This window comes from Pedobacter ginsengiterrae, assembly GCF_039537385.1.
In the GTDB taxonomy this organism is placed as follows: Bacteria; Bacteroidota; Bacteroidia; order Sphingobacteriales; family Sphingobacteriaceae; genus Pedobacter; species Pedobacter ginsengiterrae.
In genome coordinates, this window is record NZ_BAABAK010000003.1 from 144,503 (window position 1) to 163,676 (window position 19,174).

Here is a 19,174-nt window from a genome sequence, read left to right on the forward strand (position 1 = left end):
TCAAATATATGTATTCAATTCTAATGCCACCTATACTGTAATGCCAATTTGACATTATTGTGGTTTGTTAGCTGGTTGTTTTTTTACTTGATTCGTTTTTAGGCATCCGTTACAAATACGAAACAACTAACTAAACAGCCAAAAAACTAATTCAGTTTGTAGTTAACAACATTCAATCCTGTTAATTGTTCCAAAAATTTATTGTTTGGATTAATTTTAAGGTTTTTAGATGGCATATCTAACATAATCTGCTTCTCACTATCAAAAATAGCAAAGTTAAGTTGGCAGTTTTGTTGCTCAGAATTTGCCTTATTGTCTGCTAAAATCTCATCTATCTGCTTCATTAACTCTTCATTTATCCTTTCGATAGGAACCTGAATCGTTAGGCTTTTAGCTAATTTATCCCTCAATTCAGACATTAAATTGATCGCAGTGATTTTAAACTCCCAATCCCCTGCTTTTCCGAAACGCTCACCAACTCTTCCTCTTATCTGTAAAAAATAACCTTCCGTTAAAAATGATTTAAACTTTAGAAAATCTTCTCCGAAAAGTGCCATTTCACTAGCATCGTCATAATCTTCGAATACAAATGTGCCGAATGGCTTGCCTGTTTTCGTTATTCTTTGTGATGCAGTTACAACCAAACCACCAACACAAAGTTCACGGTTTTTAAGTTTCTCAAACTCTGCAAGAACTTCTTCGTTCATATCACCCATTCTCACCTTATTGATAATACTGAGTTGCCTAACACCATGCGTGCAGAATTTATCAAGTTCTAGTTTATAATTATCTAAAGGATGACCAGATAGAAAAATTCCGATCGCATCTTTCTCATATTTTAGGCGATCCATTAAAGCCCATTCTGGCGAAACTGGTAACGATGGTTCTAATATCAAATCGGCTTTCGAACCTCCAAATAACGAAGCTTGTGATGTATTTTCATTATTCTGAAAATCGTTGGCATATTTAATAATTTTCTCAATGCCATTCATTTTATCGTTCGGACCGATATAAAAATATTGCGCTCTGTGTCCGCCGAAGGCATCGAATGCACCGCTGTAAACAAAACTTTCGTAAGCTTTTTTATTTACTATACGCGTATTAGAACGCTTAGCAAAATCATAAACTGTTCCGTATGGCCCATTTGCTAATCGTTCTTCAATTATACTTTCTACAGCCTTCTCACCTACTCCTTTAACCGCCGACATACCAAAACGAACTTCACCTTTGGTATTTACAGAAAATTTAAGATCAGATTCGTTTACATCTGGGCCTAAAACCACAACACCCATTTGGCGACATTCTTCCATAAAGAAAGCAACTTGTTTAATATCACTCATGTTGTTGGAAAGTACCGCAGCCATATATTCTGCAGGATAATGTGCCTTTAAAAATGCAGTCTGATAAGCAATCCATGCGTAACAAGTAGAGTGAGATTTGTTGAAGGCGTAAGATGCAAAAGCCTCCCAATCTTTCCAGATTTTCTCTAAAGTTGTCGCATCATGGCCTTTTTCTGCCGCTTGCTTAACAAATTTAGGTTTCATTTTATCCAGAACATCCTTCTGTTTCTTACCCATAGCTTTACGCAAAACATCGGCCTCACCTTTGGTAAAACCAGCTAGCTTTTGCGATAAAAGCATTACCTGTTCCTGGTAAACGGTAATTCCGTATGTTTCTTTTAGATACTCTTCACAAGCATCTAAATCGTATTTAATTTCTTCCTCTCCGTTTTTACGCTTAACAAAGCTTGGAATATATTCCATAGGTCCTGGACGATATAATGCATTCATGGCAATTAAATCATCAAAAACTGTAGGTTTAAGTTCTTTCATGTATTTCTGCATACCTGGACTTTCGTACTGAAAAATCCCAATGGTTTCTCCACGCTGGAAAAGTTCGTAGGTTGCTACATCATCAATAGGAAACGTATCTGGGTCTAAATCGATATTGTGTCTTTTCTTTACCAGTTTAACCGTATCCTTTATAAGCGTAAGGGTTTTCAAACCCAAAAAGTCCATTTTTAATAAGCCAGCACTTTCTACAACGGAGTTATCGAATTGAGTTACGTATAAATCAGAATCCTTAGCTGTTGCAACTGGAACAAAATTCGTAATATCGCTCGGCGTAATAATTACCCCGCAGGCATGGATACCTGTATTTCTTAACGAACCTTCTAAAACCTGAGCTTGTTGAATGGTTTCGCCACTCAAATCCTTTAAAAGTCCCAATGCTTTTAATTCCTGAACGCGTTCGTATTCATCAGGACGCAAAGCATCTTTTAAAGTTTTTTCATCCAGATTGAAGATTTTAGCCAGCTTCATATTTGGAATTAGCTTGGCAATTTTATCGGCTTCAAATAAAGGCAAATCCAATACCCTTGCGGTATCTCGGATTGATGATTTCGCAGCCATCGTTCCATAAGTGATAATTTGCGCAACCTGACTCGAGCCGTATTTGTTGATTACGTATTCCATTACGCGACCACGACCCTCATCATCAAAATCGATATCAATATCGGGCATGGAAACACGATCGGGATTTAAGAAACGCTCAAAAAGGAGATCGTATTTAATCGGGTCAATGTTGGTAATCCACAAGCAATAGGCAACTACAGATCCTGCGGCCGAACCACGACCAGGACCTACAGAAACATCTCTTCGGCGAGCTTCGGCAATAAAATCCTGTACAATTAGGAAATAACCAGGATAACCCGTTTTTTCAATTGTAGCCAATTCGAAATCTAGACGCTCAATTACTGGTGGCGTTAATTCGCCATAACGTTTTTTAGCACCTTCGTAGGTTAAATGCCTTAAAAATTTATTCTCGCCTCGTTTTCCGCCATCCGCTTCGTCTTCGGTAACTAAAAATTCCTCAGGAATATCAAATTTAGGCAAGAGTACTTCACGAGCAAGTTTATAGGTTTCAATTTTATCTACAATTTCCTGAATATTTAAAATAGCCTCGGGTAAATCCGCAAAAAGCGATTTCATTTCATCAGGCGATTTAAAGTAATATTCTTGGTTGGGTAAGCCATAGCGATAGCCACGACCACGGCCAATTGGCGTTGCCTGTTTCTCACCATCTTTTACACACAACAAAATATCGTGTGCATTAGCATCCTTTTTATTGATGTAATAGGTATTGTTTGTTGCAACGAGTTTAACCGTATGTTTTTTTGCCAATGAAATTAATGATTCGTTTACACGATTTTCATCTTCCTGATTGTGGCGCATAACTTCAATATAGAAATCATCACCAAACTTTTCCTTCCACCATAATAAGGCTTCTTCGGCCTGGGTTTCGCCCATGTTCAAAATCTTATTCGAAATCTCTCCCGATAAATTGCCAGAAAGCACAATAATATCGTCTTTATACTGTTCGATTATATCTCTATCAATACGAGGAACATAATAAAACCCTTTAGTATAAGCAATAGAAGACATTTTAGCTAAATTATGATAGCCCTTTTTATTCTTTGCTAATAGCACCATTTGGTAGCCATTATCTTTTGCCGTTCGATCTAAGTGATTGTTGCAAACAAAAAATTCTACCCCAACAATCGGTGTCATAACCACTTCTGTAGGGCGTTGTCCAGCTTCAATAGCTTCAGCATTTTTAGCCTCTGCTGCCTTATTATGATTTAAAACTGCATTTACAAAGTGAAATGCTCCCATCATATTTGCATGATCCGTCATTGCAACGGCAGGCATTTTTTGTGCAGCTGTAGCTTTTACCAAAGCAGGAATACTTATGGTACTTTGTAAAACTGAAAACTGGGTATGGTTATGCAAGTGAACAAAAGTTGCCGCAGCAAGTTCTTGCTTATTCCCTTCAAGTTCTTGTTGTGAAATTCCGCCACCTTCAGCTTTTTGTATTCGTTTACGAATTTCATCAGAAGCTGATTTTAAATTGATGTGCTTTAAACCAACACCCTCAATTGTTGCAGGGTTTACCTCTCTAAAACGAGGAAAATATTCTGCATCGACCAGTAGTTCTTCTTTTTTAAAAACTTCACGTTTAACCAGCTCTAAAAAGCAACGCGTAGTTGCTTCCACATCGGCGGTTGCGTTGTGGGCTTCGTTAAATGGCGCACCAAATAAATAAGCGTGTAACTCGGTTAAGGTAGGTAGTTTAAACTTACCACCTCTACCGCCTGGTAATTGCAAAAGTTGTGCGGTAACTTCAGTACAGGTATCTAAAACTGGCATTTCGGCCATGCGATTTGCAACACCAAAACGATGAAATTCGCAACCCATGATGTTTACATCGAAGCCAACATTCTGACCAACAATAAACTTTGCCTTATTTAAAACTTCATTAAATTTATACAGCATTTCATCAAATGAAATACCTTGCTCTATTGCTAAATCAGTCGAAATACCGTGAATTCTTTCTGCATCGTAAGGAATATTAAATCCTTCTGGTTTAACCAGATAATCTTGATGTTCAACCAATCGCCCCATCTCATCGTGTAGCTGCCACGCAATTTGGATGCAACGTGGCCAGTTATCCGTATCGGTGATTGGTGCGTTGTAATTACGTGGTAAACCCGTGGTTTCAGTATCAAAAATTAAGTACATATTTTATTGAAAAGAATTAACCGTTGTAGAATATTAACGGTTCTTCAAAAATAAGGAATTTGAAGCCTTAAGTTGTCAGTAAATTATCAACAAAAGAGTAAAGGGTTGATACAGTCTGCAGGTTTAAATTTGGAATTCCAACCTTGGTTGGTCGAGATTTATAATCTCGACCTTATGTATTGAGGATTTGAAATCCACGGCGCTAAAAACGGGATTATAAATCCCGACTAACACAAAATAAGGAATTTGAAGCCTTAAGTTGTCAGTAAATTATCAACAAAAGAGTAAAGGGTTGATACACTCTGCAGGTTTAAATTTGGAACCCCAACTTTGATTGGTCGAGATTTATAATCTCGACCTTATGTATTGTGGATTTGAAATCCACAGCGCTAAAATCGGGATTATAAATCCCGACTAACAGAAAATAAGGAATTTGAAGCCTTAAGTTGTCAGTAAATTATCAACAAAGGAGTAAAGGGTTGATACACTCTGCAGGTTTAAATTTGGAACTCCAACCTTGGTTGGTCGAGATTTATAATCTCGACCTTATGTATTGTGGATTTGAAATCCACAGCGCTAAAATCGGGATTACAAATCCCGACTAACAGAAAATAAGGAATTTGAAGCCTTAAGTTGTCAGTAAATTATCAACAAAAGAGTAAAGGGTTGATACACTTTGCAGGTTTAAATTTGGAATTCCAACCTTGGTTGGTCGAGATTTATAATCTCGACCTTATGTATTGTGGATTTGAAATCCACAGCGCTAAAATCGGGATTATAAATCCCGACTAACGGAGGACGATTGTAATAATTGCCTAAAAATGCTCCTGGCTAACCAACTCACTTACATCATAGCCTTTTTCGCGGCATCTTTCGATAATATCAACCAGTAAATCAGCCTCCATCTTTGGTTCACGAGCCATTATAAAGAGATATTTTTCATCAGGATGCCCAACAACAACATAACTGTAATCATCAGCTAGTTCGATAATCCAATACCCGATTTTAAAAGGCCACAAAAATTGCGCTTTCATATCACCATCAGGTTTTTCTTCCTCAAAAAATAACTTAGATGTGATCGATTTTTCTTCAGGTTTTCCTTCTTTATGATAAGTTGTTAGAACATCAAAATGATCATTATCTGCTAACGTATAGGTTTCAGTAGTTTGTTTCCAATGCTTATCCATTAGAGTAGGAATAGAGTAAAGAGAATACCATTTTCCTTCAAAAGCTTTATAATCGATATTCGAAATAGGTCTATTTTCCATTGCTTATTATTTTTAGAAGTAACCAATTTAGTATTGATAAGGTTTTAGTTATTACAATCTATTCTCTAAAAGAGTAAATTTTCTATAAAATACCCATCATCAAAACTTGTAGAAAATAACTGCATTCTTGCGTTTGTCTACTGCAAATCGGTATAAGCCTATTGTAATGTACATTTGCCTACCGCAAACCTGCAACGATCAGATATAATTATAAAGTTTTGAAAAGGATTTTTTAACCTTATATTTATTTATACCTTCGATTGGTAATTAACAGCAAACCATTAAAATTTAGATATATGAAAGTAACGGTTGTAGGAGCGGGCGCTGTAGGCGCAACTTGTGCAGATAACATTGCACGTAAAGAACTGGCTAATGAGCTTGTATTATTAGATATTAAAGATGGTTTCGCCGAGGGCAAGGCCATCGATATGATGCAAACCGCTACTCTTTTGGGCTTCGATACAAAAATTTCGGGTGTAACAAACGATTACAGCAAAACTGCTGGTTCGGATGTAGTTGTAATTACTTCAGGCTTACCACGTAAACCCGGAATGACTCGTGAAGAATTAATTGGAATTAATGCAGGTATTGTAAAGGGTGTTGCAGAAAATATATTAAAATTTTCTCCAGAGGCGATTATCATTGTGATTAGTAATCCAATGGATACGATGACTTATTTAGCATTGAAATCTTTAGGATTACCTAAAAACCGCATTATTGGGATGGGTGGAACTTTAGATAGTTCTCGTTTTAAATTCTATTTATCGCAAGCATTAGATTGTAATCCAAACGATTTACAAGGTTTTGTTATTGGTGGTCATGGCGATACAACCATGATTCCTTTAACGCGTTTGGCTACATACCAAAGTTTACCAGTAAGCAATTTATTGGATAAAGCTACACTTGATAAAGTTGCAGCTGATACAATGGTTGGTGGTGCAACTTTAACTGGTTTGATTGGAACATCTGCATGGTATGCGCCTGGTGCTGCTGGTGCAGCATTAGTAGAAGCAATTTTACGGGATGAGAAAAAACTTTTTACTTGTTGCGTATCGCTTGAAGGTGAATATGGCCAAAATGATATTTGCTTAGGTGTGCCAGTAATTATTGGCCGCAATGGATGGGAAAAAATTATAGATTTTAAATTAACTGGGGATGAGCAAGCTGCATTTAATAAAAGCGCAGATGCGGTTAGAAATATGAATAGCGTGCTTGCCGAAATGAAATTGGTGTAATCCTTATTTGTAAACTTATTTTTGCCACCGAATACAGAAGCACGGAATATGCTAATCATCCGTAAATCCTGTGCTTTGGTGGCATTTTTTTTCAATTTAGTAATTGTCATCCTAAGCGTAGTCGAAGGTAGTAGACATAAATAACTATGAAAACAATTTCAATTCCTTTAAAACTCATAAACTTACAAGACGACGGTTTTCATCTTTTGGTAGAAATTGTTGTTTTTAAAGAAAAACACTACGCTGTTTTAGATACTGGTGCATCAAGAAGTGTATTCCATAAATCATTAATCGAACAGCATCTTTCAGAAACCCTTCAAGTATCAGAAGAAATTAATGCCGCTACCCTATTTACAACTACGACAACCATTCAGGCTACAATTCCCGAATTAAAAATCGGCACATTAAAGTTAAAGAACTACGAAACTGTGGCTTTCGATTTGCAATCGGTGAGTGATACTTACCAGCAATTTGGTCATCCTCCAATTGGTGGCATTATTGGCGGCGATATATTGATGCAATACAAAGCGGTTATTAATTACGATAAATTAATTTTAAGGTTATACAAATAATAACCATTTTCTGATACATATCATTTTTCTCTAATCTTTTTAGCAGATATTTGTATCAAATGAAAAAGTATATTCTTTGCTTTTGTATTATTTTTTGGAGCGGATTAATTGCTGGAATTAGTTTTTTAGAAGCACCATTAAAATTTCAAGCTCCTGGAGTTACCATACCATTAGGTTTAGGAATAGGGCAGCTTGTTTTTCAGGCCCTAAATAAAATTGAAATAGTTTTATTAGTACTAATTTTGATTTGCACTTACCAAACATCATTAAAAAACCTAAAAGGATTACTTTTACTCTTCATTACAATTTTATTGTTAACTGATACTTTTTGGCTTTTACCATTATTAGATGAAAGAGCAAAATTGGTATTAGGCGGAAAACCAATTACCGAAAGCTTTCATCACATCCTTTATATAGTAATCGAGAGTTTTAAATTCATATTGCTAGTAATACTTGGCTTTTTAAACTTAAAAGATTTATCACATGAAAATCGACATTAGCAACAGAGCAGATATTATTTTTTTGGTTGATACTTTTTATACCAAAGTACAACAGAATAATAAAATTGGCCCTATTTTTACAGAGATTGCTAAAGTAGATTGGTCGCACCATTTACCTAAAATGCACGATTTTTGGGAAAGTATTTTATTTGGCAAAGCAGTTTACAAAGGCAACCCAATGCTTACACATTTTGCATTAAGAGAAAAAGCTAACATGCACCAGGAAGAATTTAATACCTGGAAAAAACTTTTCTTTGAAACCGTTGATGAACTTTTTGAAGGTGAGTATGCAGAAATGATAAAACAAAAAGCACAATCCATAGCCGATTTAATGCATTACAAATTAAACAGTCCGAACCAACGCATCAATATAGTTTAAATATTTATTTTGATTTAAACCGTTTCTTTTTAAATTTAAGTAACCAAACAAATCAAATATGAAATTTTTAAGAATCTTAGTCGGGATTATTGTTGTAATCGCAATAATTCTCGTAGTTGGAAGTTTTTTTCTTCCTAAAACTTATTCGGTAAGCAGAAGTACAACTATTAATGCACCTGATAGTGTAATCTACAAAAACATTGCAGATTTTAACGAATTCTACAAATGGAATCCATGGGCTAAAATGGAACCAACTGCTAAAACAACTTTTTCGGGTACAGTGGCACAACCAGGTCATTTGTACGAATGGGCAGGTAAAGAAACTGGAAGTGGGGAAATGAAAATTTTAAAGGTAGAACCATACAAACAGGTTGATATCGATTTGTTTTTCAAAGAACCTTTTGAAAGTCATGCCGATACTAAATTTGATATCACGACAGAAGGAACGGGAAATAAAGTTACCTGGACAATGAGTGGTGAAAACAATTTTATAAGCAAGTGGATGTGCCTGGTTATGGGTGGTATGGATAAAATGATTGGTAAAGACTTCGAAAGCGGACTAGTGAGCCTAAAGGAAAAATCAGAAGCTGGAAAATAATAACAACTAGCAAAATCCTTTTTTGAACTTCCTGACGTAAATCAGGAAGTTTTTTTTTACTATTTTTTTGTTAAACAAACAATTGTGTCGGCTTTTGGTTAAAAAAGCAACATTTATTAATTTCTGTCGATTTAGATTTTGTTATTCGCATTTTTTTAGATTACTTGCCATTAGATGAATTTGTTAATAGTAGAAGACGAGCCAAGCATTGTTTCAGTTGTTTCGCGTGGGTTAACCGACGAGGGCTTTACAGTTAGTATTGCGCCAGACGGCATTATAGGGAAACAGATGGCTTTAGAGCATAATTTCGATTTAATTATGCTTGATATTATGTTACCAGGCATAAACGGCTTGGAGCTTTGCAAAATCATTAAAGAACAAAAACCTACTACACCAATTATCATGCTAACCGCTTTAGGAACGACCGAAAATGTAGTTAACGGTTTAGATAACGGTGCTGATGATTATTTGATAAAACCTTTCAAATTTGCTGAACTCTTCGCCAGAATCAGAACACTATTAAGAAGGTACAATGGCGTAGCAGCGCTTGATCAGATTATCCAAATAGCCGATTTGCAAATTAACTTAAGCGCCAAAAGTGTAAAAAGAAATGATCAGGAAATTATATTAACAGCAACAGAATATCGCTTGCTAGAATTTATGGCGAAGAATAAATCTAAAATATTATCTCGAATAGATATTTTAGAAAGTGTTTGGGATATTGATTTTAACCTCGGAACGAATGTAGTTGATGTTTATGTAAACTACCTTCGCAAAAAAATAGATAAAAACTCAACGCAAAAATTAATACATACTGCAGTTGGATTAGGTTATGTATTAAAAGATCGATAATGGAAATAGCCAAGAAAATTACGTTACTCTTTGCCATTTTATCAGCAGTTATCATTTCGCTTTTAAGTGGTTTTGTATGGTATTTTTCTAATGAATTTGCTTTCGAGGATTTTTATAAGCGATTAGAGGCAAGGGTAAACATTGCGGCACAAATAAAACTTTACGAAGACGACAATAACGATGTTTACGCAAAAATGCGCAATCAATACCTGGAACGTCTACCATCAGAAAAAGAATTTATAATCGAAGCAGGCTCCAACCAATCTACAGTTGATAGAGAACTGCCTAAGGTTTTCTATGATAGGATAAATGCTGGTTTTATGGCCAGATACCGTGTTGATAATCATTTTTATGCAGGTAAATTTTTTAAAAATTCGCAGCAAGGTTACGTAGTGATTGTTTCCGCAAACGATCCTTTTGGTTTTAGAGAATTAAAAGATTTGCAAAAAATATTGATTATTGGGTTCTTTCTTTCAATAATTTTATCATTTATAGTTGGCTGGCGATTCTCTAATTATATGTTGATGCCTTTAAGAAATATCATCAAAAGTGTAAAAAAAATTAAGGCAGAAAATCTACATTTAAGGCTCGATGTTAAAAGCGGGAGCGATGAAATGTCGCAATTGGCACAAACCTTTAATAATATGCTTAACAGGCTGGAAACGGCTTTCGAAACTCAAAATAATTTTATTAGTAATGCTTCGCATGAATTAAGAACACCATTAACGATTATTAGCGGAGAGGTAGAATTGGCAATCAAATCCAAAGATGATGCAGAAAAACAGCATAAAGCCTTAACTAAAATTAAAGATGAATCGGATAGATTGGAGCATATTTTAACGAGTTTATTAGGCTTAGCCCAATCTGGTTTTAACGGAAAAAACCAACCATGGGAAGAAGTAAGAATAGATGAATTACTTTGGGAAATTAAAGCTTCAGTAAATCAAGTACATCCAAATAGCAGAATTGATATTGATTTGAATACCCTACCCGACGATGATGAACAGTTAACACTTAAGATAAATAAAAACCTAATAAAGCTTGCCATTAGTAATATTGTAAGTAATGCCTGTAAATATTCGAATAATAATCCCGTAACTATAAATCTTGAAAGCAAGGCAAACACGTTATCAATTGCTGTAACAGATCTTGGTATTGGAATACCGCAAACTGATATTCAACATATTTTCGAGCCATTTTACAGAGCCTCGAACACCAACGATTTTAAAGGTTACGGAGTAGGCTTGCCTTTATCGTTAAATATTATTCGTTTACATAGAGGTAGCATTGCCATAAAATCTCAAGAAGGAATCGGAACTGAAATTAAAGTTCTACTGCCAATAAAAGGCTAAAAAAATCTTATCATAATATATCATTTAATGCTTCAATAACCTCTACTCCTTCTTCAACGAGTAAAAACTCTCCATAATAATGAAATTTCTAATAAACAATTTGAAATTCTAATCTAATTTTAATCTCGTTCTTATTTCGCTGTAATAACATCGCCTTAAACTTGTATAAATAATTTAATCGTTTATTTAAACATAAGGCCATGAAAACAGTATTAGTACCAACCGATTTCAATTTAGAAAGCACTAAAATTATCGATGCACTTGTTCAAAATCAAGGCGAAGAAAATTTAAATATCATTTTTGTACACGCATTTAAACTTTCAGATTCTATAACTGACATGTTAATGCTTAGTCGCCGCAGCCGCGATTACGAAAATATAAGTGATGAATTTTATCAGGCACTAAATAATTATAAAAACAAATATCCTAGTAAAATTAAAACCATAGGTATAGAATATTTCTACGGAAGTACGGTTGCCGCATTTAAAAATTTTATCGAGGCTTTTGATGTTAATAGTGTTGCTTACTTAAAAGATTACAAATTTACACCTATAAATAAGTACAGTATCGATCCTAAATATTTAACCGAACGTTCGGGCTGCGAAACCATTCAGTTAAATACGCTAACTGTTCATACCACAGAAAATTTAATCGATACCAAAATTCACGAGGCTCAATTGCAAGAGCTTAAAGTTTAATTTATTCACACATAAGATTTTATATCATGCTGTTACGAAATAATATTCCGCTCACATACATATTTGGAAAAGTAAAAAAAGAACTACTTTTTGTTATCGCCTATTCGGTTGGTATTGTAGTTCTATATCAAAATTTTCATGTTACACGCATCTCCATTCCTGTTGCAGTACCAGCATTACTAGGCACAATAATTTCACTTTTACTAGCATTTCGCTCTAATCAGGCGTACGATAGATGGTGGGAAGCCAGAATACTTTGGGGTGCAATCGTTAACGATTCCAGATCCATTTCTCGCCAAATAATATCATTTGTAGAAAATCCTTACGGGCAAGAGGAAATAGAAGAGTTTAAAGAACGATTTATTAAACGACAAATTGCCTGGTGTTATGCGCTTAGCCAATCGTTAAGAGGTTTTAATCCCCGTAAAGGTTTAGAAGAATATCTTTCTGCTGAAGAAGTAGCTTTTATTAAAAAACGCAAAAATGTAACAACCTCACTATTGGAATTGCATGCAATGGATTTGAAAAAAGCTTTACGAGAAGGTTGGATAAATAAGTATCAGCAAATTGAAATCGATAAATCCTTAAACGCTTTATGCAATAGTATGGGTGGCTCTGAGCGAATTAAAAACACCGTTTTTCCAGTAACTTATAGTAAATATATAAGCATGTCTATTCACTTATTTATTGTGTTATTGCCTTTTGGCTTAATCGAATACTTTGGATATATGGAAGTGCCGTTGGTGGTAGCAATTGCAGCATTTTTCTTATTAGTCGAAAAAATGGCTGTTCATCTGCAAGATCCATTTGAGAATAAACCGACAGATACACCAACCACTACAATTTGCAGAACTATTGAGCGTGATTTATACCAAATGCTTGATGATAATAAAATATATGAGGATAAGCCTCAAACAGAATTAGCTCCAATAGGCTCGTATTACATTTTATAAGAGACTCTTTAATTCTTAGTTTAATCCTGCTTTGTGGGATGGTTAGTTAGCCAACTTCTGCTCTTTGGATAGAGAGCGGAAATGGCAAAATTTTTATAAAAACGAGTGAGCTATAGCCACCTGATTTATTCAGGTGGCTTTTTTGTTATTAAATAAAAAAACCTCTTCAAGTTAAAACTTGAAGAGGTTTTTAATATGTTTCGCTCTCTACTTGAGTCTTTTAACCTTAGCTCAATTAAGCATCAATTTTCGCATACTTAGCATTACGCTCAATAAATTCTCTACGTGGAGCAACTTCGTCGCCCATTAACATAGAGAAAGTATGATCGCATTCTGCAGCACTTTCAATTGTAGCTTGTAATAAAGTACGAGTAGCAGGATTCAAAGTTGTATCCCAAAGCTGTTCAGCGTTCATTTCGCCCAAACCTTTATAACGTTGTATGTGCACACTCTCTTCCTTACCATTACCTTTAATACGTTGTACAGCAGCATCGCGTTGTACGTCATTCCAGCAATATTCAAAATCTTTACCTTTTTTCACCTGATAAAGTGGTGGCGAGGCAATATAAACATAACCAGCCTCAATTAATGCTCTCATATAACGATAGAAGAAAGTTAATATCAAAGTGGTAATGTGAGAACCATCGATATCCGCATCCGTCATGATTACGATTTTATGGTAACGAAGTTTTGTTAAGTTTAAAGCCTTATCATCTTCTGGCGTACCAATGCTCACACCAATAGCTGTGAACATATTTTTAATCTCGTCGTTTTCGTAAATCTTATGCTCCATCGCTTTCTCAACATTCAAAATTTTACCTTTTAAAGGTAAAATAGCCTGAACGTTTCTATCGCGACCTTGTTTAGCAGTACCACCCGCCGAGTCACCCTCTACTAAGTAAATTTCACATTTTTCTGGATCACTATCCGAGCAATCAGCAAGTTTACCTGGCAAACCAGAACCACCCATTACGCTCTTACGCTGAACCATTTCGCGGGCTTTACGAGCCGCAGCACGAGCCGTAGCCGCTAAAATAACCTTGTTAACAATCATTTTAGCTTCCTTCGGATTCTCTTCCAAGTAAGCCCCCAAAGCTTCGCCAACAGCAATATCTACCGCACCCATAACCTCACTGTTACCCAGTTTAGTTTTAGTTTGTCCTTCAAATTGCGGTTCTTGAACTTTAACAGAAACTACTGCTGTCAAGCCTTCTCTAAAGTCATCACCAGTAATTTCCATTTTCAGGTTTTTTAACAAACCCGATTTATCTGCATAACTTTTTAAAGTACGTGTTAAACCTCTACGGAAACCTGCAATGTGGGTTCCTCCCTCGTGCGTATTAATATTGTTTACGTAAGAGTGAACGTTTTCCGAATAACTATCGTTGTATTGAAAAGCTAATTCTACTGGTACACCATTTTTTATACCATCGATATAAATTGGCTCAGGTAAGAAAGATGCTCTTGTTCCATCTAAAAAGGAAACAAATTCTTTTAAACCACCTTCTGATTGGAAAACTTCCGACAAAAATGTCCCGTCTTCTAAAGTTTCACGTTCATCAGTTAATGTTAATTTAATCCCTTTATTTAAGAAAGCCAGTTCGCGTAAACGAGCAGCCAAGGTATCATACTTATACTCGGTTGTTTGCGTAAAAATTGTAGCATCTGGCGTAAAAGTTACAATTGTACCTCTTTTATCGGTTGTTCCAACCTCTTTTACATCATATTGCGGAACACCAATTTTGTATTCCTGCATCCAGATTTTACCTTCGCGGTGTACTTCAGCTTTTAAATCGGTAGATAAAGCATTAACGCAACTTACCCCAACACCGTGCAAACCACCAGAAACCTTATAGGTATCTTTATCAAATTTACCACCCGCGTGTAAAACCGTCATTACAATTTCAAGCGCCGATTTATTTTCTTTCGTATTAATTCCTGTCGGAATACCACGTCCGTTATCTTCAACTCTGATTGAGTTTCCTGCTAAAATTCTAACGTCGATTGTATCCGCATGGCCAGCCAATGCTTCATCAATCGAGTTATCTACAACCTCGTAAACCAAGTGGTGCAAGCCTTTTACACCTGTATCACCTATATACATCGAAGGGCGCTTACGCACCGCTTCTAAACCTTCTAAAACCTGTATATTATCTGCCGAATAATTTGACTTTAAATCCTGTTCTTCGCTCATATTTTGTTTAAAACTATAATCATCAAAAATACGCATTTTTTGGTACATAAACTAATATGTGGATAAGTTTTAGCTTGTTGAAACATGAGAAATATAATGCCTTAAAAGGGGTTTAAATAAGCTTTTTAAAAGCAAAACCTGCGTTTCAATCATGTGTTAGTCCCGCTTTTTATTACAAGCGCCGAGAAAATTCGGCGGCTTTACATTTCAATCGGGTTTAGAAGGCAAAAAATCTACTAAAATGAATGCAATTATCCCACCAAACGTCCCTAACGAAACGAAAAACATTGCGTTTTTTCTACTTTCCTAACGGAACGAAAATGATGATTTTTCATCCAATCAAACACTCCTAACAAAATGGATAAACCATTTTTTATACCCATCAAACGTTCCTAAAGGAACGAAAATGATGATTTTCCACCAATCAAACACTTTAATAAAATAGCTAAACCATTTTTCCTAATAATTTAAATTTTACGCTTAACTAATTTATTTTATGAAAATACCTTAACCACACAAACTTGCATTGAAATTGCATATAAAAACTAATTTATATAAGTTTGCTAAAATTTATTAAACAATAATGGAAAGAAAAACCTTTAAAACCTTTGGTTTATTTGCAACAGCAGCGCTTATTACAGCTTTTTCTGCTTGCCAAAACAAAGAAGCTAAAACAACTGAAACTAAAAAAACAGATAGCGCTGCAGCTGTTTCTGCAGATGAGAAAATTGTATTTGTAAATTCAGATTCGTTATTAACAAAATACGATTACTACAAAGACCTTAAAGTTAAATTTGAAGGTAAAGGCAAGAGAGCGCAAGATGACATGAAAGCTAAAGGTGAAGCTTTCCAAAGAGAAGTTGCTCAATACCAACAAAACGCAGCTAGTTTAGCTGCTGATGTTCGCAAAACTACAGAAGATCGTTTAGCTCGTAAACAACAAGAATTACAAGCTTATCAGCAAAATGCTGGTGGCGCTTTACAAAATGAGCAGGCTGCAGAAAACGAAAAACTTTACGATAAAGTTGCTGGTTACTTAAAAGGATACGCTAAAGAAAAAGGTTACAAAATGGTTTTAACTTATTCTAAAGGTAATAGCGCTATCTTATTTGCTGATGAAAGCTTAGATGTAACTTCTGAAGTTATTAAAGGCTTAAACGCAGATTACGCTAAAAAATAATTTACAATTATAGATTAAGAAATGCTCCGCAAAAACGGGGCATTTTTTTTGCTCTAAATTTTACAATGGAGAATAAAAAACAACACGAAGAATTTATGCGTATGGCTATTGAGCTATCGGTAAAAAATGTTAGCGAAAGTATTGGCGGGCCATTTGGTGCTGTCATTGTTAAAGATGGAAAACTAATTGCTGGCTCGGCTAACAAAGTAACATCAACAAACGATCCAACTGCACATGCAGAAGTTTCGGCGATACGTTTGGCTTGCACAGCGTTAAACACTTTCGATCTAAGCGGTTGCGTTGTTTACACCAGTTGCGAACCCTGTCCGATGTGTTTGGGCGCCATTTATTGGGCCAAAATTGAGACGATTTATTATGCCAACACAAAAATAGATGCAGAGGATATCGGCTTTAGCGATAAATTTATTTATGAAGAATTGGATAAACCAATGGAGGAAAGAACATTGCCTGTTGTGCAAATGATGCGTGACGAAGCTATGCAAGCTTTTAAACTTTGGGAAACATCGCCTATGCGAATTGAATATTAAAAAGTGATTAGCGGAAAAGTTTTTAATCAGTCAATTAATACATAATCTTCTTTTGAAACAAAACTTTACGATTAGCGTCTTATAAGTGTATGACCTACGAACAAAAAATTACTAGTGAGTTGGAGTTTTGGAAGTTTAAAACTTTGCAAAAACCATCCTTCTTAGATAAAACTACCAATAAAGTTCAAAAGAAAATTAATAGTCTTATCCCAGATAAAGTTCATAGTGCTATAACAACTGCCATTAAGCAAATGGTTAAAGCCGTACTTTTTGGATCTGCATTTACAACTTCTAAGCCCGTTTTAGATTTAACATTAATGCATCGCGAAGCTTTAATAAAACAAAAGATTGAAAATTATAAAAAAACTGGTGCAGCAGAAGGTGGAATTACTGGCGCAGGCGGTTTTTTAATGAGCCTTGCCGATTTCCCTTTACTGTTGAGTATTAAAATGAAAATGCTTTTCGATATTGCGGCAACTTATGGTTACGATGTTAAAGATTACCGTGAACGTTTATACATTTTACATATCTTTCAGTTAGCTTTTTCGAGTAAAGAGGAAAGCAAAAATGTTTACCTGAAAATGCTAGATTGGGATGACAAAGCACATAAATTGCCAACAAATATTGATGAATTTGATTGGCTTACCTTTCAACAACAATATCGCGATTATATAGATTTAGCGAAGCTTGCGCAAATGTTACCGTTTATAGGCGCAGCTGTTGGGGCGGTTGCTAATTATAAATTAATCGAAAAGCTTGGCAAAACTGCCATGATGAGCTATAGAATGAGGCATTTCAGTTTACAATATGCGATTACAAGTGTGCAGGCTGTAGAAACTCATCAAATCAAAGCAAAAAACTAATCGTCTTCACCTTCGAAAAGTCCTCCGATTAAATCATCCGTTTGTCTCCTATCTTTTTTAGTCGGCCTACCTGTGCCTCTGTCACGCTTTAAATTTGGTGAATGAAACATCGACTTAAAGGCGTGGGTTTCTTCTACAGGAGTTAAATCTTTATATTTAGTTAATGCAATTGGCGAATCTGTTCTATTGTATGAAAACTCTACAACTTCGATTATCTTTTTTTCAATCCCTTTTGATACAGAATAAACATCGCCAATTTTCACAATAGCCGATGGTTTAATATTTTGTCCCTTCAACTTCACTCTACCTGCCTTACAAGCATCGGTAGCCAAACTTCTGGTTTTAAACAGTCTAATCGCCCACAAATATTTATCAATCCTAAGTTTTTCTGTTTCTGCCATTAGTGGTTTGTTAATTGCTTGTTTTTTTTAGTTTGGTGGTTTACAACCATAACTTAAAAATCCAAAACATAAAAATTCTAAAAACCAAAGTTAAGCAACCCTAACCAAAAAAACCAAACACCTAAAAAACTAAAAAACCAAAAATTTTAAGTTATTTTGCGTAAAATTTAAAAACATCATGTATTCAGATTTAAAGAAATTAATTGAAGCCGCTTGGGAAGATAGAACCCTTTTAAAATACAGCAACTACTGCGAAGCCATCGAAGCCGTTATTATGGGCCTTGATAAGGGTGAAATTCGTGTTGCTGAACCCGTTTTAAACTCTTGGGGCATTAATGAGTGGGTGAAGAAAGCTGTAATTTTATATTTCCCTATTCGTGAGATGAAAGAAATTAAAAGCGGCCCTTTCGTTTACCACGATAAAATGGATTTAAAAACCGATTATAAATCAACTGGTGTACGTGTTGTGCCTATGGCAAGTGCTCGTTATGGCGCTTATTTAGCTAAAGGAGTAATTATGATGCCATCGTATGTAAACATCGGTGCTTACGTAGATGAAGGTACTATGGTTGATACCTGGGCCACTGTTGGTTCATGTGCACAAATCGGCAAACGTGTTCACTTAAGTGGTGGTGTTGGCATTGGTGGCGTTTTAGAGCCTGTTCAAGCTGCTCCAGTTATTATTGAAGATGATGCTTTTTTGGGCTCAAGAGCTATTGTTGTTGAAGGTGTTAAAGTAGAAAGAGAAGCTGTTCTTGGTGCTAACGTAGTTTTAACTGCATCAACAAAAATTATTGATGTTACTGGCCCAACGCCTGTTGAGTATAAAGGAATTGTTCCTGCACGTTCAGTAGTTATCCCAGGTAGTTATACTAAAAAATTCCCTTCTGGCGAATATCAGGTTCCATGTGCTTTAATTATTGGTAAACGTAAAGAAAGTACAGATAAGAAAACTTCGCTTAACGATGCGTTGAGAGAAAATAATGTAGCAGTTTAAGCTG

Annotated in this window: 17 protein-coding genes; 13 read left to right on the forward strand and 4 right to left on the reverse strand. The window is 35.4% G+C overall.

Annotated elements, in window-relative coordinates; all coding sequences use genetic code 11:
* Window positions 1–146 precede the first annotated feature (146 nt).
* Complete coding sequence (dnaE, locus tag ABD692_RS02805) at window positions 147–4,580, reverse strand: DNA polymerase III subunit alpha (protein ID WP_344764780.1); 4,434 nt, start codon at window positions 4,578–4,580, stop codon at window positions 147–149.
* An 815-nt stretch (window positions 4,581–5,395) separates the two neighbouring features.
* Window positions 5,396–5,848 (reverse strand): lipocalin family protein, encoded by a 453-nt coding sequence (locus ABD692_RS02810; protein WP_344764782.1) that lies wholly within the window; start codon window positions 5,846–5,848, stop codon window positions 5,396–5,398.
* Window positions 5,849–6,144: 296 nt separating this feature from the next.
* Between ABD692_RS02810 and mdh the strand changes: the two genes are divergently transcribed.
* The 9 genes from mdh (at window position 6,145) to ABD692_RS02855 (ending at window position 12,987) form a co-directional block, all read left to right on the forward strand.
* Window positions 6,145–7,083 (forward strand): malate dehydrogenase, encoded by a 939-nt coding sequence (gene mdh, locus ABD692_RS02815; protein WP_344764783.1) that lies wholly within the window; start codon window positions 6,145–6,147, stop codon window positions 7,081–7,083.
* A gap of 146 nt (window positions 7,084–7,229) precedes the next feature.
* A complete protein-coding gene (locus ABD692_RS02820) occupies window positions 7,230–7,655 on the forward strand; it encodes an aspartyl protease family protein (protein ID WP_344764785.1) in 426 nt (141 codons plus the stop codon).
* A gap of 59 nt (window positions 7,656–7,714) precedes the next feature.
* Complete coding sequence (locus tag ABD692_RS02825; protein ID WP_344764787.1) at window positions 7,715–8,155, forward strand: hypothetical protein; 441 nt, start codon at window positions 7,715–7,717, stop codon at window positions 8,153–8,155.
* Complete coding sequence (locus tag ABD692_RS02830) at window positions 8,139–8,534, forward strand: group III truncated hemoglobin (RefSeq protein WP_344764789.1); 396 nt, start codon at window positions 8,139–8,141, stop codon at window positions 8,532–8,534. Before ABD692_RS02825 ends, ABD692_RS02830 begins: the two co-directional genes overlap by 17 nt.
* Before the next feature lie 58 nt (window positions 8,535–8,592).
* On the forward strand, window positions 8,593–9,132 hold the full coding sequence (locus ABD692_RS02835; protein WP_316759324.1) for an SRPBCC family protein: 540 nt from the start codon (window positions 8,593–8,595) through the stop codon (window positions 9,130–9,132).
* Window positions 9,133–9,306: 174 nt separating this feature from the next.
* Window positions 9,307–9,984, forward strand: a complete 678-nt coding sequence (locus ABD692_RS02840) for a response regulator transcription factor (RefSeq protein ID WP_344764791.1) — start codon at window positions 9,307–9,309, stop codon at window positions 9,982–9,984.
* The gene (locus ABD692_RS02845; protein ID WP_316759328.1) at window positions 9,984–11,336 is read left to right on the forward strand and encodes a sensor histidine kinase; all 1,353 of its coding nucleotides are present in this window, start codon (window positions 9,984–9,986) and stop codon (window positions 11,334–11,336) included. Before ABD692_RS02840 ends, ABD692_RS02845 begins: the two co-directional genes overlap by 1 nt.
* Before the next feature lie 200 nt (window positions 11,337–11,536).
* Window positions 11,537–12,034: a hypothetical protein gene (locus ABD692_RS02850; RefSeq protein WP_316759330.1), complete on the forward strand. Its 498-nt coding sequence runs from the start codon at window positions 11,537–11,539 to the stop codon at window positions 12,032–12,034.
* A gap of 26 nt (window positions 12,035–12,060) precedes the next feature.
* The gene (locus tag ABD692_RS02855) at window positions 12,061–12,987 is read left to right on the forward strand and encodes a bestrophin family protein (RefSeq protein WP_316759333.1); all 927 of its coding nucleotides are present in this window, start codon (window positions 12,061–12,063) and stop codon (window positions 12,985–12,987) included.
* A 235-nt stretch (window positions 12,988–13,222) separates the two neighbouring features.
* Here the strand turns inward: ABD692_RS02855 and gyrB are convergent, their stop codons facing one another.
* Window positions 13,223–15,181, reverse strand: coding sequence for a DNA topoisomerase (ATP-hydrolyzing) subunit B (gene gyrB, locus ABD692_RS02860; protein WP_316759336.1), 1,959 nt, complete (start codon window positions 15,179–15,181; stop codon window positions 13,223–13,225).
* A 583-nt stretch (window positions 15,182–15,764) separates the two neighbouring features.
* Between gyrB and ABD692_RS02865 the strand changes: the two genes are divergently transcribed.
* From ABD692_RS02865 to ABD692_RS02875, 3 genes are all read left to right on the forward strand, one after another.
* Complete coding sequence (locus ABD692_RS02865) at window positions 15,765–16,361, forward strand: OmpH/Skp family outer membrane protein (RefSeq protein WP_316759338.1); 597 nt, start codon at window positions 15,765–15,767, stop codon at window positions 16,359–16,361.
* Between the two features lie 65 nt (window positions 16,362–16,426).
* Complete coding sequence (locus ABD692_RS02870) at window positions 16,427–16,909, forward strand: nucleoside deaminase (RefSeq protein ID WP_344764795.1); 483 nt, start codon at window positions 16,427–16,429, stop codon at window positions 16,907–16,909.
* Between the two features lie 89 nt (window positions 16,910–16,998).
* Window positions 16,999–17,772 carry an EcsC family protein gene (locus tag ABD692_RS02875; protein WP_344764797.1) on the forward strand — a complete coding sequence of 258 codons (774 nt, stop codon included), beginning with the start codon at window positions 16,999–17,001 and terminating at the stop codon, window positions 17,770–17,772.
* Here the strand turns inward: ABD692_RS02875 and ABD692_RS02880 are convergent.
* Window positions 17,769–18,173, reverse strand: coding sequence for an RNA-binding S4 domain-containing protein (locus ABD692_RS02880; RefSeq protein ID WP_344764799.1), 405 nt, complete (start codon window positions 18,171–18,173; stop codon window positions 17,769–17,771). The two genes, ABD692_RS02875 and ABD692_RS02880, sit on opposite strands and share 4 nt — an antisense overlap.
* Before the next feature lie 178 nt (window positions 18,174–18,351).
* On the opposite strand from ABD692_RS02880, the gene ABD692_RS02885 reads away from it, so the two are divergent.
* Window positions 18,352–19,170, forward strand: a complete 819-nt coding sequence (locus tag ABD692_RS02885) for a 2,3,4,5-tetrahydropyridine-2,6-dicarboxylate N-succinyltransferase (RefSeq protein WP_344764801.1) — start codon at window positions 18,352–18,354, stop codon at window positions 19,168–19,170.
* Window positions 19,171–19,174 lie beyond the last annotated feature (4 nt).